Source organism: Blautia glucerasea (assembly GCF_020537505.1).
Lineage (GTDB): Bacteria > Bacillota > Clostridia > Lachnospirales > Lachnospiraceae > Blautia_A.
This window is the reverse complement of sequence record NZ_JAJBMO010000007.1, coordinates 37,889-52,699: the sequence shown is the minus strand read 5'-3', so window position 1 is coordinate 52,699 and position 14,811 is coordinate 37,889. Positions and strand designations below refer to the sequence as shown.

At 39.2% G+C, this 14,811-nt stretch carries 12 protein-coding genes; all 12 read right to left on the bottom strand.

Features of this window, described 5'->3' with window-relative positions; all coding sequences use genetic code 11:
• Positions 1 to 90: 90 nt before the first annotated feature.
• The 12 genes from LIQ05_RS07910 to LIQ05_RS07860 all read right to left on the bottom strand — a co-directional run bounded on the left by LIQ05_RS07910 (position 91) and on the right by LIQ05_RS07860 (position 14,811).
• Positions 91 to 891, bottom strand: a complete 801-nt coding sequence (locus LIQ05_RS07910; protein WP_226819786.1) for a radical SAM protein — start codon at positions 889 to 891, stop codon at positions 91 to 93.
• Entirely contained in the window at positions 888 to 2,516 is a 1,629-nt protein-coding gene (locus LIQ05_RS07905) for a chorismate-binding protein (RefSeq protein ID WP_226819785.1), read from the bottom strand. Before LIQ05_RS07905 ends, LIQ05_RS07910 begins: the two co-directional genes overlap by 4 nt.
• Before the next feature lie 54 nt (positions 2,517 to 2,570).
• Positions 2,571 to 3,164: an anthranilate synthase component II gene (locus LIQ05_RS07900; protein ID WP_226819784.1), complete on the bottom strand. Its 594-nt coding sequence runs from the start codon at positions 3,162 to 3,164 to the stop codon at positions 2,571 to 2,573.
• A 17-nt stretch (positions 3,165 to 3,181) separates the two neighbouring features.
• Positions 3,182 to 4,204: a U32 family peptidase gene (locus LIQ05_RS07895; RefSeq protein WP_226819783.1), complete on the bottom strand. Its 1,023-nt coding sequence runs from the start codon at positions 4,202 to 4,204 to the stop codon at positions 3,182 to 3,184.
• 24 nt (positions 4,205 to 4,228) lie between these two features.
• Positions 4,229 to 5,119, bottom strand: coding sequence for a hypothetical protein (locus LIQ05_RS07890; RefSeq protein ID WP_226819782.1), 891 nt, complete (start codon positions 5,117 to 5,119; stop codon positions 4,229 to 4,231).
• Positions 5,112 to 5,927 (bottom strand): AAA family ATPase, encoded by an 816-nt coding sequence (locus tag LIQ05_RS07885; RefSeq protein ID WP_226819781.1) that lies wholly within the window; start codon positions 5,925 to 5,927, stop codon positions 5,112 to 5,114. The genes LIQ05_RS07890 and LIQ05_RS07885 overlap by 8 nt, the downstream gene beginning before the upstream one ends.
• Before the next feature lie 41 nt (positions 5,928 to 5,968).
• Positions 5,969 to 7,192, bottom strand: a complete 1,224-nt coding sequence (locus LIQ05_RS07880) for a nitrogenase component 1 (protein ID WP_226819780.1) — start codon at positions 7,190 to 7,192, stop codon at positions 5,969 to 5,971.
• A 4-nt stretch (positions 7,193 to 7,196) separates the two neighbouring features.
• Positions 7,197 to 8,054: a hypothetical protein gene (locus LIQ05_RS07875; RefSeq protein WP_226819779.1), complete on the bottom strand. Its 858-nt coding sequence runs from the start codon at positions 8,052 to 8,054 to the stop codon at positions 7,197 to 7,199.
• Positions 8,055 to 8,167: 113 nt separating this feature from the next.
• Positions 8,168 to 12,058 (bottom strand): protein kinase domain-containing protein, encoded by a 3,891-nt coding sequence (locus tag LIQ05_RS07870; protein WP_226819778.1) that lies wholly within the window; start codon positions 12,056 to 12,058, stop codon positions 8,168 to 8,170.
• Positions 12,059 to 12,147: 89 nt separating this feature from the next.
• On the bottom strand, positions 12,148 to 13,944 hold the full coding sequence (locus LIQ05_RS07865) for a hypothetical protein (protein ID WP_226819777.1): 1,797 nt from the start codon (positions 13,942 to 13,944) through the stop codon (positions 12,148 to 12,150).
• A 142-nt stretch (positions 13,945 to 14,086) separates the two neighbouring features.
• Positions 14,087 to 14,209 (bottom strand): DUF6783 domain-containing protein, encoded by a 123-nt coding sequence (locus tag LIQ05_RS20600; protein ID WP_416385988.1) that lies wholly within the window; start codon positions 14,207 to 14,209, stop codon positions 14,087 to 14,089.
• 23 nt (positions 14,210 to 14,232) lie between these two features.
• On the bottom strand, positions 14,233 to 14,811 hold the full coding sequence (locus tag LIQ05_RS07860) for a hypothetical protein (protein WP_226819776.1): 579 nt from the start codon (positions 14,809 to 14,811) through the stop codon (positions 14,233 to 14,235).

The following is a 14,811-nucleotide window of genomic DNA, read 5'->3' as shown; positions in this document are numbered from 1 at the left end:
CTTTATTTTTTCAACTTTTTCCGTCAGAAATACGCCTTTTAAAACGATATCTGATTAGAATTATGGCTCTTATTTTATGATTTGTTAATACTATAAATATCCAACTGCATCGGCTCTGCAATGAATGCAATGCTTCATAATGGGAACCCATTTAGCAGCAATATTTTGATACTTACTAATATCTCTACGTAAATGTGAAATTTTTAATTTTTCAAATTTAGTTCCCTCGATAGGAATCAGGGGAATAATATTCATTAATGTTACTCGGTTTTTTGATGCAAATTTTGCAACCGCTTCAACTTGGTTTTCATTAACACCTGGAATCAAGACAAAATTGATTTTTATCTTTATATTTAAAGAGTTCAATATTTCTATTCCTTCCATTTGTCTGTCAATAAGAAAACCAGCAGCCTCATCCCCCGTCTTCACAGTATTATCAAAGATTACCTTTTCATATATCTGAGCTCCAATCCCTTTTTCTAGTGAATTAATCGTAACGGTTACATATTCAATACCAGTATCTTTTATTTCTGCAGACAATCTCGGAATAAGTAATCCGTTAGTAGATATACAAAATGCACAATCTTTGTTTATGTTTCTTATTAACCCAAAAGTTTTTTTCACCTCTTTCCAATTTGCAAGAGCATCACCTGGTCCTGCGACTCCGGCAACTGCCAAATTATAAATCTTCTTATTCTTCTTATAATAACCACAAGCTTCTTCAGGACTCATAATACGAGATGTCACTCCTGGACGTGATTCATTCAAACAGTCAAACTCTCTTTTGCAATAATTACATTGTATATTACATATCGGAGCAACTGGTAAATGTATCCGTCCACTTTTGCAGCCACTTGCAAAACATGGATGGCGTTCTTCTTTAATTTTCACTGCCTTCCCCCTAATTCTTCAATTCTAACAGACTCATCAATTATCAATGTAAATAATTTCTCAATAAATTCCTCATCTAATCCAAGATTTTCTGTGTCATTAATTTTTTTCATTCTATCCAAGATTGAACGGACTCGATCTGGCTGATTGGCTGGAATTCCATATTTAAATTTAACACTCGACACTTTTCTTATTAATTCTGTACGTTCCGATAACTTTCTAATAATTTCAATATTTAATTTATCGATTTCGTTCCTAAGTAATTTCAAAACATTAAATTCATTCATGGAAGAAATCATCTTTTCTATTTTTAACATTAATTCGTTATATTCATCAACGGGATCAGATTTTGCAACAATACCACCCCCTGCATGAATATAAAAACTCTCCCTATCAAAATATACGATTCTTATCCCTATGGAGGTGTTTACATAACCGGAATTCCCCCAAAAACCTACCATCCCAGTGTAAGGTCCTCTTTCCGTAAATTCCAACTCATCAATTATCTCCATTGAACGTATTTTAGGTGCTCCAGTAATAGAACCTCCTGGAAAGTTACCCCGAAGGATTTCCGACATCATTATATTTTCCTTCAAATCACCCTCAACTACAGTTTCCAAGTGATAGAGATTATTACATTTTTTTATTTTACACAACGCAGGAACCCTTACACTTCCAATTCTGCACACTCGTCCAATGTCATTCCGGATCAAGTCGGCAATCATAGTATTTTCTGCACAATTCTTTCTGCTTTTTTGCAAAAAATCGGCTTGATCCACTCCATTAATAACACACCGCACAGTCCCTTTAATTGGTCTGCTTTGTATCATCCCCTTACTCATGCGTATAAAACTCTCTGGTGACGTCGAAATCATTTTTTCCTCAAAATCGAAATATGCAAAATACGGATTAGGTGTTGTTTCACGCATTCTTGAATATACTTTAAAAGGATTTCCCACATATTTGCCGTGAAACCTCATGGTTATATTTGATTGGAGCATATCTCCCTGATGTATGTACTGAATGCACTTACTGATGGAATCCATATACTGTTTCTGCGTAAAATCAGCTTCAATATCTCCGAGCATAAAAAAATTATCATCACTGTTTTGATATTCTACATGATTGAAATATTCGCTCTCATATAGTTTACCTTGATTCAAATACGTTTCATCATCAGCCACCCAGAATGATTTATTTTCCACTCTATCATAAATCAATATCAAGGAATATTTTACCAGTCTAACCTGTGATACAGGACTTTTCACATTTCCAACAACAGTAATTTTTTCGAGATATTTATACATTTCATAGCCAATGTATCCAATTGCACCAGTTTGAAATACGGTATCATTAATTCCAATCGGTCCGCACCAGTCATCTAATAGGGCAAGCCAATTATCTATTGTTTCCACTTCTTTTTCATCAAATTTTGTGAGAAGGAATTCTCCATCTTGTTCACACAGTTCCTCTTTCGCAATTACACCAAGAAATGAATATCTGGCTGTTTCAGCATCAATATCTCCCAAACTTTCAAGTATAGCTGTATTAATACAGACCTTCTTTATATAACTATAAAAGTCAAATACATTTGTAATTAATGAATTCTCTATAATATTTTCCATTTGAGCCACCTAATTTCCGTATCTTCTGCTTCAAAAGACTTCCTTAAACCTGATTTACAATTCTTTTCTAAAACTATCACTAATTTTCACAAAATTATTCAATATTATTTTACCCGCTTGACCTGTTAAGATAGATTCGGGGTGAAATTGTACTCCATATAGTGGATACTGATTATGCTCAATCCCCATAATCGTTCCATTTTTCAACCTCGCATTAACATGAATTTCATCACTCTTAAATGTTTTTCCATCAATTTTAAGTGAATGGTATCGTGCCCCCATAATACTACCAGGTAACCCTTCATACAATTTTGATTCTGATAAGATAATATCGTCTGCTTCGCCGTGAATTATTTCTTCACACTGAGTAAGTGCCCCACCAAATACTTCACCAATGCATTCATGTCCTAAACAGATTCCCAGAATTGGAATCTTATTATAAAATTTGCGAATAATATCATTTGAAATGCCAGCTTCTTTTGGAGTCATTGGTCCAGGAGAAATAATGATTGCATTAACGCCCCCGTTATCAATCTCATCAATAGTTATTTCATCATTACGCCGAACAATAAACTTATTTTCTGGCAAGTTCAAGACATGGATAATGTTGTAAACAAAAGAATCATAATTATCAATAATTAGCAGCATACCTTCTCCTTCGCTTTCTATGCCTCGACCATTGCTTTCTTTAAATATTGATAGCAATAATCACAATGATCTGGATGACATGCATCTAAACATTCAAAATCTTCATTTAGGAACTTTTCAAGAAAGCCATCCAGTTTTTTATTATCTAAATATAAATGTTTTTGGGTCGTTGAAAATCCAAAAATAAGGTCAATCAAATTACCTTCATACGAACGGGAAAAGTACACTTCAATCATCCGCAGTAAATTAATATCGCTTAATCTTTCCCTTCCAATCAACTTAAACAAATCCACTCCATGCTTTGCATATGTTTCAATGTCTTCGGGCCGAATCCACAATGACTTAATAAAAGATACTGGATCTTCTATCCTGCACTTTGCACAATTCCCCCCATAATTAAATGCTTTTCTTAAACCGGATGTATCATGGGACACTGAATTATAATGAAAATTTCTATATACACAGTTAAAAGTACATTTGGTATTTACAATAATTTCTGTATCAACACCACCATATTTCTTTATACCTTCAAGGCGTTTAAAATCTCTTGTAATATCTTCTTCTAAAACAATTGTACTTGCACCAATTTTTTTTACCTCATTTGCGCGAAATACAGAATTAATTCCTGTAATTGCTGACGCAGTAATTAATAAATCAGGGTATCTTTTATGAACGGCAATCATTAATGCTGGAGAAGCGATGGTAATCCTCTTAACACCAATCTCTATAATTTCTCCAATAAATCCAAGAATCTCTTCTAATTCCTCTGTTATAATGTCTTTATTTTCCAAACAGGAAGAATTAAATGTATAATTAAAATCAAAACCAAGTTCTAATGCTTTATTAACATATTCTTTTAGCTCAGTTAAATTTTCAAGATATTTCTGAGACTTCAGAAATCCATGTCCAGACGGCCACTTGCTGCCAGAAAGATTACCAAAAACCTCCCGAATTTTGTTATCTGGATACTTCTCTTCCAATTGTTTCATCTTATATAATGAGCCAATCTTAAAATCTGCCGGAACCGTATACTGAATCATAATTTCTACTCTCCTTTATCTACCCTATTCGAATATATTTTTTACAACACGTTCCCTATAAATTTTCTCAAAAACCTCCGTTCCTTCCTCAAATGAACCCACAAGCTTTAAAGAAACCAATGCTAACGCACAAGTATTAGCTAATGCCTCTTTCCAGAATCCATCTTCTTCTCCACACAACAACGATTTATTAATACGCTTGATACTTTGAACACTTTCAAGTATAGGCATTGCATATTCAGAATTACACACCTGAAACTCCTTATTATTAAGAAAAATTGTACCATTTGGAACTGCTTCATCAACAATCCCACGGTCTGTTTCAGAACAATATGTAATCAAACAATCCGGTCTGTTATCTACACATAAATAATCATTCAATCCACAATGGTATTTTTTGTTCGTAATCCCCAAAAAGTATGTCGAAGCTTTGTAATCCAAAAAAACGGTTTTATCAAATACTCTTTTAAAATCCGGATGTCCATATAAGACTTTTTTAAATTTCTTCCAGGGTGACATTTCCAAATAATCATAATAAGCAAAACCATAGTCTCTGAACACTTGCTGTCTTTTTGCCGAATCCAGCATCCCTAAATCACGGAAAAAATCTGAGCTACCATATATCCCAGAATACGCAGTACTTCCAGTCTTTACAACCGGAATCTCAGACACCTGAGATATATATATACCAGCAATTGATGAGATATTAGGTTTATAATACCCTGATCCCCCTGAGCCATTTATGTTTATTGCCCCTTCTGCCAGAACCTTGTTCTTTTTTCCAAAACGCCTTAAATAATTAACAATAGTACTATCATCAAAACCAATTGCCGATGTATTGTCAACTATATCAATTAGTTCATTTTCATTTTCATCAAATATATATTTTTCTACTATATCTAAAAACTCATCCATTACAAATCACTTTTTCAAATAAATTTCTTATTTCTTCCAAGTCTAATGGCGTTGGTCTAACTTCCTTCTTCGGCATTCCTATATATTCACATATCCTGTCTATGTGCTCTTTAATATCTGAGTCAGGAAAAAGATCTGCAATTGGCATACCTTTTATTGTACACTCCTCAATTCTATTATCCCTGGGAATAATAGCAATTAATGGAACATTTAAAGATACACAGAACCGTTTTAAGATTTCTTCTTCCCTTGGTATTCCCCTCATGTTTCCAATAACTCCTGCAAGCTTTATACCGCGTTCATTTAATTTACAATTATTATAACCTTTGCAAAGATTATTTGCCGCAAAAAGGGAATTAAATTCACCCGATGTGACAACATACATTTCATCAACCATTTTCTTTTTTAATGGTTCAAAAAAACCGCCGCAGACTACATCACCTAAAATATCGTAAATTACACAGTCAAAAGCTGCCGTATCATACTCTTCAAAACTATCTAATTTCTGGAGGCCAGATATAATTCCCCGGCCAGCACACCCCAACCCTGGCTGTGGTCCCCCAATTTCAATACAGCTGACCCCATGTTTTCCTGTTGTCATTAGTTCATTTAACAAGCAATCCTTCTGTAAGTATTGAATTACAGTCGTAGGTTCAACACTTTTCTCTTGCAATAAGAGTGTAGAATCATGTTTTGGATCACATCCAATTTGCAGTACTTTTTTTCCTTGTAAAGAAAGATTAACTGAAATATTAGAGGAAATTGTGGATTTTCCAATCCCCCCTTTTCCATAAATAGCTATATTCATATCTTTATCCTCGATATAATCGTTTTCTAAAAAAAATATTTTTAGTTTTCTACCACAATTGTTTTTTCTTTTTGTCTTAGCAGTTCAATTAAGTAATCTGCCATACGAATCACACCAGAAAAGCCAGAATAATCAACTTCCGGACGCACCAGATATTTATGTGGTGCCACAATTTCCGGTAATGTAGAAAAAATAAAATCAGGATTTATCTCATCAATTTTTTCAACCAGTGTATTAGGAAACTCATTAAACATTACATTTTTAGAAAACTGCAGAAACTCTTTTTTGGAAGTATATTTCTCATCTGCCTCAGAAAAGATAAGTTTGACCTCGACTCCTAGTTCCTTTAGTATTGCCGAATACCCTAATGCTCTTCTTGTGCTCGCAACTATAACCGCGCTTTTTCCTCGTAATGCTTTCTTTTTCTCTTGCACGATTCTTAAATTGGTATTATATTCTTTTTCTAGTTCAGACTTCTCCACCTGAAAAAATTCACAAATTCTAGAATATAAATTATATACATTTTCCATGCCATAGAGATCTGAACCATTTCCAATATATGGAATTCCATATTTCTTCTTCATTTGTTCCGCAAGATACCTAGATGCGTTTTGGCACGTTATAATGTTCAACTCTGCATTTGAGGCGTCCTCCAGCTCAGATAAAGAACATTTTCCAGGCACATGAGTTACATCTGTAATCCCTATCTTATTAAGAAAAGCACTTAAATCTTGAGTCGATCTATTAAAATAATCAAATTCTCCCAATAAATTCACTTTCCTTTTTTTACACTCTTGTCTATCCGCAAATAAATATCTTATAAGAATATCTCCAGCCATTCTCATTCCATATTTATGATCGCCCTTGAATCCTGCAGTATGGATTGGAATAACCCGACATTTGTATTCCCGTTCAACATTCTCTGCAATTATATCAATATCCGAACCAATAATTTCAGATACACAACAGTTAAAAATAAATAGTATTTCCGGGTGAAATTTCTCGATAATCTCAGCAGCTGCCTGCTCAACTTTCTCATCACATCCCATAATAGCATCGCACTCGTTAAAATCCGTACAATAAATATGTGGAATATCCACCCTGTGTTGAGCATTAAAATACCCATTTAATCTAACTACAGCATTATTTGCATAAAATGTACACCCTGTCGGACCGTTAATTAAACAAACTGTCTTTTTCAAATTGGCAAAATATCTTAGCGCTCCAAATAATGCACATGATTGATATGGTTCACAATATTTCATTTGATTAGCCTTTCATACATAATATTTTGTTCTTTAAGACTTCTAGAAAAGCAATTGTTTCATTAAATATGTCGTATTTATCACCGTATGAATATAATAAATCTTCGTCCCTATTTTCAACACAGATTATCAGCTTTTCAAACTGCTTTTTATCCCCGCACAGCCGCCTATAATATTCATATGAAGATACTCCCTGTATTTCATTCATCATTATACAGCTTTCATATAAATTATTAAGTACATTTTTTAAAGAATAAAAAACGCTTTCCGCAATCATCTCATTTGGTGTTGGAATTTCGCAATATTTAAACTCTATAAAACCTTTATCATTTTTCACCCATATTAAGTACTTATAAACATCACGTTTCAACATATCAATACAATAGTCAATACCTTCATGACATGTAATCAGATACTGCGGTTCAAATTTCTTACATAAGTCTAATAAAAGATCTTCTCCGTATAATATACGGTGATTCTTTCCATACTGAACTTGATGTGTTAGCGGTAAAAAGTTTTTTAAATCATTTACTTCATGAATAAGAAAATGCAATAAGATATTATACTTCTTTTCAGACAGCCTATGATTAACTGCGCCAACATTGTTATTAAAACCAAGCTGAATCTCTTCATTGGTGAATTCTTCGACTATTTGTTTTTGAAACTTCTCTACCTTATCCAATACTCCAGGTGTAACCTTATCTACCAACAATCTTATATCATAATCATTGTTTCTGCGAATAGTATATTTCTCAAGATTGTACATCGATCCTACAACAAAAATAGAAACTATTTGTGGTTCATCGCAAAAAAAATCAACAGCTTTATTATCAATTTCCTTAATAAGTTCTAAAATAGTCATAGTTCGCCCTTTCTGCACTATATTCTCCCTAGGAATTTATTGTACCATTTTAGTACAACTGTTCAATACAATTTCTGTTAATATCATTTACAAAGGTAAATTGTATCTGTTTCTTATTCCTCTTCTGACATCCCCCCTACCAATTCCTTCGCCATCCCATACAATTCATCAAACTCCTCCAACTCCCCATACGCAAACCCTTTCCGATCCCCATACATACTCATAATTTCCCAGGAATCTGCAGGCTTAAAGCCTCCTTCTACGTCTGCGTATTTGTGAATCTGCAGGTCATCATCTAGCCAGAAAAGGTGCAGGTACTGGGTGTTAACTCCGTTATCTGCTGCGGTGTAGGTATAGACCATGCTGTCCCAGAAACCGAAGAATGGTCCGACTTCGTCTGCCCTTAGTTTTTTGCCTGGGGAGCAGTTGATCCGTGTGTCCATATACATAACAGATTCCATCTTCTCTTCTTCCAGATTATAGAGCCAGACGGATTCTTCATCTGCTCCTAACAGGCATGTGCTGTCACGGAAAAAGCTCATATCCAGATACCTTTTCCCGCCTACGTTCAGGGTATGGAGAACTTCCAGAGTCTCTGCATCCAGAACCCAGACGCTGCCAGAGCGGTCGTAAATCAGCAGGTTTGTACAATTTCTATTTTGGACAATTTCCACAGAACCATAATTCTGATCCTTTTCCAGAGACAATGTTTTCTCTGCCAGAACCTTCTTCTCCAGCGTTGAATATGTGATCACTCTGATCTGATTCTGATACTGGCTGATCAGTTCCAGCCTTATGTCACCTTCCGCATCCGGCTTCTTGACTAAAATGTCGCGTACGTGTTCTACGTCATTTAGCCCGAGAGAAATTTCCGAAAGCTCCTGTGTCTGAAAATCAATATAAAACAGCAGGTTCATGTTATGGTCCGCAAGGTTTCCGCATAAATAAACCCCTGTCAGATCAGAATTATACTGAATTTGATTTAAGAGCCCTGTAACCGTTGCCAATGCCTTGCTTTCTCCACCCTTCACTGGGCAAAGCGTTATTCTGGAAATGGTCTCATAGTTTTCGTTATACCGAGTCTCCAAAACCAGCGCAACTTCCTGTCCATCCTGCACTTGCATCTGCACGTCCTGGATTTTCCAGTCTCCGTCACTTTTATAGGTAAACAAAGGTTCCTCTTCCAGCATCCGATACACAGCCACAGCATCATTATAGAAAAACAGGGAACCGTACACCTTTTTCTGCCGTTCGGTGTCACCAAACCACATGTACGTATACGCACCTTCCTGTTCTACCCCTGCGATTTCATAGCTCTCTCCAAAAAGACCTGTGATATCCACATCTGTCATTCTGGAATCCTTTGGTTTTCCACAATGAACCACACCCTGCTCTGTATAAAGCTCCAGCGTCTGCGCCTGGGAGTCACAGTGGAAATCATACAGCGTGCCATTGCCTTCATAAACCAGCTTTTTGATCATAGAACCATCGGATACGGTAACGGAAATCACACTTCCGCTGCTCAGACCTACCAGAAATTCGTTCTCGGAATACGGCTCCACAGCAGCAATTTCTGAGTGAAACGTTAAATCTGCAAGCCGATCAGACATTCCATCAGCCAAATCCACAAGCCACAATTTCTGCCCGATCCAGCAGGCCCACACATCCGAAGCACTCTTTCCCATGAGATCCAGATTCAGCACACAGTTCCCTTTGCCATTTTCAAACCACTCATTCTCAGTTTCCAAACGGCATACCTCTTTCCCAGTTGTAAGATCATACAGCACCGGGGTAAAAAGCCCTTTTTCATCACTCCAGATGTCCATCTGGTCATAAGGATCCTGCTGTCCTTCCTGATATTCAATCACAGCCAATAAATTGTCCGCAACCAGAACTGGTCTGGCTGCACAGTCTGTTGTCAGTACAGTCTGGGTATTATTCTGTAAATCATATACGGTCAGCCCCTGGTCGTTCCGCTGTATCCGCCAGTTTTCAACGGTAAAATCATAATCGCGGATATCCTGGAACTGGTCAAATTTATTATTCCCTGGGGACTCCGTATCTTCAGACTCCGCCATCTCCTCTTCATCTATTTTTTCTATTCCCAGAGGCGCAAACATGGTTTCCTTACCCGAAGAATAAGAACCCATTATAGTATTCAGGGCGTACACCTGCTCCGGCACCACACTCCAGTTGGTTTTTTCCTCTTCATAAGGTAAAATGGCAGTCTCAAGTGCCCCCTTCTTGTCCCCATTTTCATATAGCGCCATAGCCTGATTGCACAAATTCAGTGCCCGGTTCTGGCTTGCCAGCGTATGCTGGATCTGGATCTGGTATGCCTGATACGCTGCATGTGCGCCAAAGCCGGTAAGCGTTACTGCCACAACAGCCGCAATGCTGCCGAATTTTCTCCTGCGGTACCGTTTGTAGCGCTGTACCAGTCCGTCATAAGGGACAGACAGAAGCGGGGCTGCAATACGGATTGCAGCTTCCTTTTTTATTTTCTTCCTGATTTCCTTCTGGGAACCGCCACGGGCATCTGCTGCCAGAACGGCTGCTCTGCCAAAACCTGCCACGCGGATCACCGGCATTTCCAAAGCCTCTTTTTCCAGCCCGGTTACCATAACCAGCACGTGGGATACAGGATGAAACCTGAGGAAAAATTTCACCTCTTTTGCCTGCCAGATTGCAGACTCCGGATCTGCCCCTCCTACAATGATCAGATAATCGCTTGCCTTCAGCGCTTCCACCGTCTGCTTATCCCGGTTGGCATCTACGGAAACCTCTGTGCTGTCCAGAAATACTCTGTGAATCCGCTTCAGCCCGGACGCCCGGAAATGCTCCAGCCTTTTCTGCAAAGTCTGTGCCGCCATCTGGCAGACAGGTTCTTTGGCGTCATACAAAATATATCCATCATAAGTCAGACCGGAAATCCGGGAATGGGAAGGCTGCAAGGCTTCCAGCACTTTATCAACATCCTTCAGCATGGCATCCGTAGTCCCATAACGCTTCTCGGGATCCGGTTCCAGTGCTTTTGCCAGAATGTGCTGGATCAGTTCTTCCACATATGCTGGAACATTCAATTCCTGTATGTTTTTGCGTGTAAGGTAATTCTTGTCATATTTATTTTGAAAACGGGCCAGAAGCCCAGCACTGTAGCGGGTTCCTGTGAGAAAATACAGAAGCAGGTAGCCCACGCTGTACAGATCCGCCTCTTTTCCCAGACGGAACTCTCTGTTCTCTCCACTAAGAATCCGGGCAATCTCCGGCGCGCGGTAGCCCAGTGAGGAAAATATGGGTCCACTTCCCACAGGAGCACATCTGCCATCCTCCAGCAGTCTGCGCGCTGAGCCGAAGTCGATGAGAAAGCAGGTCAGGCTCTGGTCCCGCCAGTCTCCCGTTACGAAAATATTCCCTGCCTGGATGTCGAGGTGGACATATTTTCCCCCATGCACCTCCCGAAGCGCCAGCAGCACCTGCCGAATCACGGAAAAAATCGCCGCAGCTGTATGGTTCTCCTCTTTCCCATACCACGCTGTCACCGATTCCCCTTTATTCTCCAAAGATGCCATCACCGTATATGTATTGCTGACATAATGGAAGCTTTCCCCCTGATCCTTGGAAATTTCCGCGCCGCCAGCCAGATGAAGGATTGGAACCATACGGATTGCCTCTGTTTCATAAATCTCCGACGTGATTTTTCCCTCATTCAGCTGCATGGCAGCTACATAATGCAGATAATGTTCCGCTTCCTGGCTCTCTGTCACAGGCCGTATTTCCCCTGTGGAATTACGGGCAAAGTCATACTGCTCCGAATAGGGGAAGCATTCCTTCAGCGCATAGCGGATCCGGCTCTGCTCCTCATATTTTCCATCCTGCAAAACCATTTTGCATGCAGAATACAGAAGGCTTCCGCCGCCTCGCCCGATCCTTCCGTTGATCTTATAACATTCTCCCCCTGGGAAACGGATATAGGTATTGTCTGATAAATATTCTCTCTCCATTTTTTCTCCACCTTACAGACCTTTATCATCAGTCATAATAATATGTTCACAGCCTGACGGGCACGAAAATACAGGCTAACCTATTCGCCTCACTGACTCATTTGACTGTTTACATACGCACTCAATGCCAGATATATCTGTGCAGGATTTTTCGCATGAACGGTAGAAATACTTATACACTCTCCCACCGGCATATTGCCAATGCACAAACTGAGTATAAATGTACGCTCCAGCACGTGTGGAATATACAGTTCCGGCAAATGCCCCTCTTCCAGTGCTTTGGAGCCCCCATCTAGGAAATCCCAAACCCTTGCACTCATTTTTTCCTTCTCATCTTCCCAATCCAGATTGCATGCCAGCCAGACCATAAATAGCATATCCGCCTTTGTCACCGGGATTTCTCCAGCCAGAAGTCTGATGATCCTGTCTGTAATAAGATTCGATTCCAGGCTGCCGTTTTGTGCAACCTGGGTATAACGCATGATCCGTGTTATATGTTTGGCCTCAAATATGCTTCCGCTCATTTTATTAAAAAGACGCACCAGACGATTGAGCACCAGTTTCTCGTAATCCGCCTTGCCCATATCCTCTTTTAGCTGATAAGGACTATTCATACTGCAGATTTCGCGGAATCCTGATTTCCCCGCATTCCAGTTTACGGCTTCATCCGGATCCTCAAGGCAGTCTTCCAGGTCCGTAAAGCCAATATTATCCTCTAAGCCGTCTGCCTTCCCAGTCCCATCTCTTGGGAAGCTTTTCAGGAAATCCCCGTCACCGCCAACATTGCTTCCTTCCTTTTTCCTGATGTCATGCTCAAGCGTATAATGATAAGCATATGCCACCAGATTCCGGTAAACAGCAAGGGCGCTTTTTCCCGGTATGTCCAGGTACTTTGCCTGGGAAACCAGCCATGCCAGAAATTTATCGTCTACAGAGTCTATCTTTTTGGGATCGTCTGCCTTGACTTTCTGTCCAGTCTTCTGGTCTTCCGCCTCCTGTCCTGCTGCCTCATTTTCTCCATTTGATTCTGCCAGGACCTGGGAAATAACTTCGTCCTCCCATTGACAAATCCGTTCATATAACATTCCCGGATCGTCTTTCTTTCCGGACACCTCACTTCCAGGCATCATCCCTGCAGTAAAACCTTCCGGCTTTTCCTCCAGATTTATTTTTTCAATCCTGGCTGCCTTTGTCTGATATTTTGCTTCCAGCTGCTGAAAAACACCATAACTTTTTCCACGAAGCAGACAGTACGCATGTATGATGTCTGTGCTTTTTGTAAAATCCAGTCCGTCATTTTCCACTGCGCGTACAAGAAAATAGCAGGTTTCTTCATAGCTCAGCCGGATCATATGGGCAATCTGCAGTCCTTCTTCCTTCGTAAGCAGCTGGGTATTCACATACAGGAGAAATGCCCGGCGAAAAACAGGGCTGAATTTATATGGACGCAGATCTTTTTCTTTCTCCTCTGGCCGCTCATTCTCCCATACAATGTTTGTAAAAATTGTAATATACTTCTTTAATTCTTCCTCATCCAGAGACAGGGCATGCGCTCTTGTAACCTTTTCAAATTTTTTTGCCTTTCTTGCACCCTTTGGTTTATACTGAAAAGCCGGGAATTCTCCCAGTTTCATTTCTGAACCCAGAAGATTTTTATTCAGACATTTTGCTGCCAGCCAGCACATAAGAAAATACCTGGGCGTGCAGATAAATTCCTCTGCAATTTCTTCCATTTTTTTCTTCCATTGGTCTACACTTGCATCTTTGGGCATGTTTTCCAACTCAGCTTTGCTCGCTTGTCCATATTCATCTGCATAATTCAATATGCTATTTGCAACGCCTAGTGTATATGCAGACGCCCCAGCCTCGTAGGTTTTTTTCTCCATCTTGCCTTTTCCTCTCTACGTAAATGTATTTTAACATTCTCATTAACAGGCATATCCTACTGTCAGAGTATGTAAAAAATGCTCTATAACCACCTTTGTTTTCATTCATTATAACGTAAATCAAAAAAGTTGTATAGAAATTTCACAGTGTACAAAAAAGCAAGTTACTGTTCACTCCGTGACCAGTAACCGCTCCGCGATGCACAGCCTTAGAGCCTGTTTGAAAAATCATTCCTGCAATCTGCACGCCCGCTTTTCGGTATATTTTGACCGAATTCGAATGTCTAGTTAGCTCTCAGAAATCCTTACAATACATTGATTTTGCTCTACCCATTGCTCTTCCTTTTTCTGCTCTTGCTGATACAGACTATATTCATAACCCTTACATCTGCCCACAACTCCTCCGTCGTGAAAAAGCAAAAAGCGCATATCACGCCCCCTGGCAAAAAGATAGAGCTTTTTAAATTTATCCAGCTGCTCCATCTTGATCCGGACCATTTCTATGCAGCCATCCTCGCAAATGCTCAAAGCTCTTTCATTCATGTTTATGTTCCAGCTGATATTTTTGCAGCAATTATTACTGGCCGCCCCACAGATCCCCCCGTCTCCAAAGCGCACATGGAACAGGATATTCTTACCGGGTATCAATAGAACTCCTACAAATCTTGTCTCCTGCACTGGATAGCCCTGTACTGCTTTTCGGATTTTCCGCGCAAGCTCAAATTTGATCTCATCACGAAACGGTGTTTTGGTAATCTTTTCTGCGTATTCCAGAAAATACTCTGCCAGAGCTTCCAATAGAAGCCTGGCAAAAGTACAATTCCGAAATTCTCCGTGGCCTTCATCCGCCACACCAACAAATGTCAT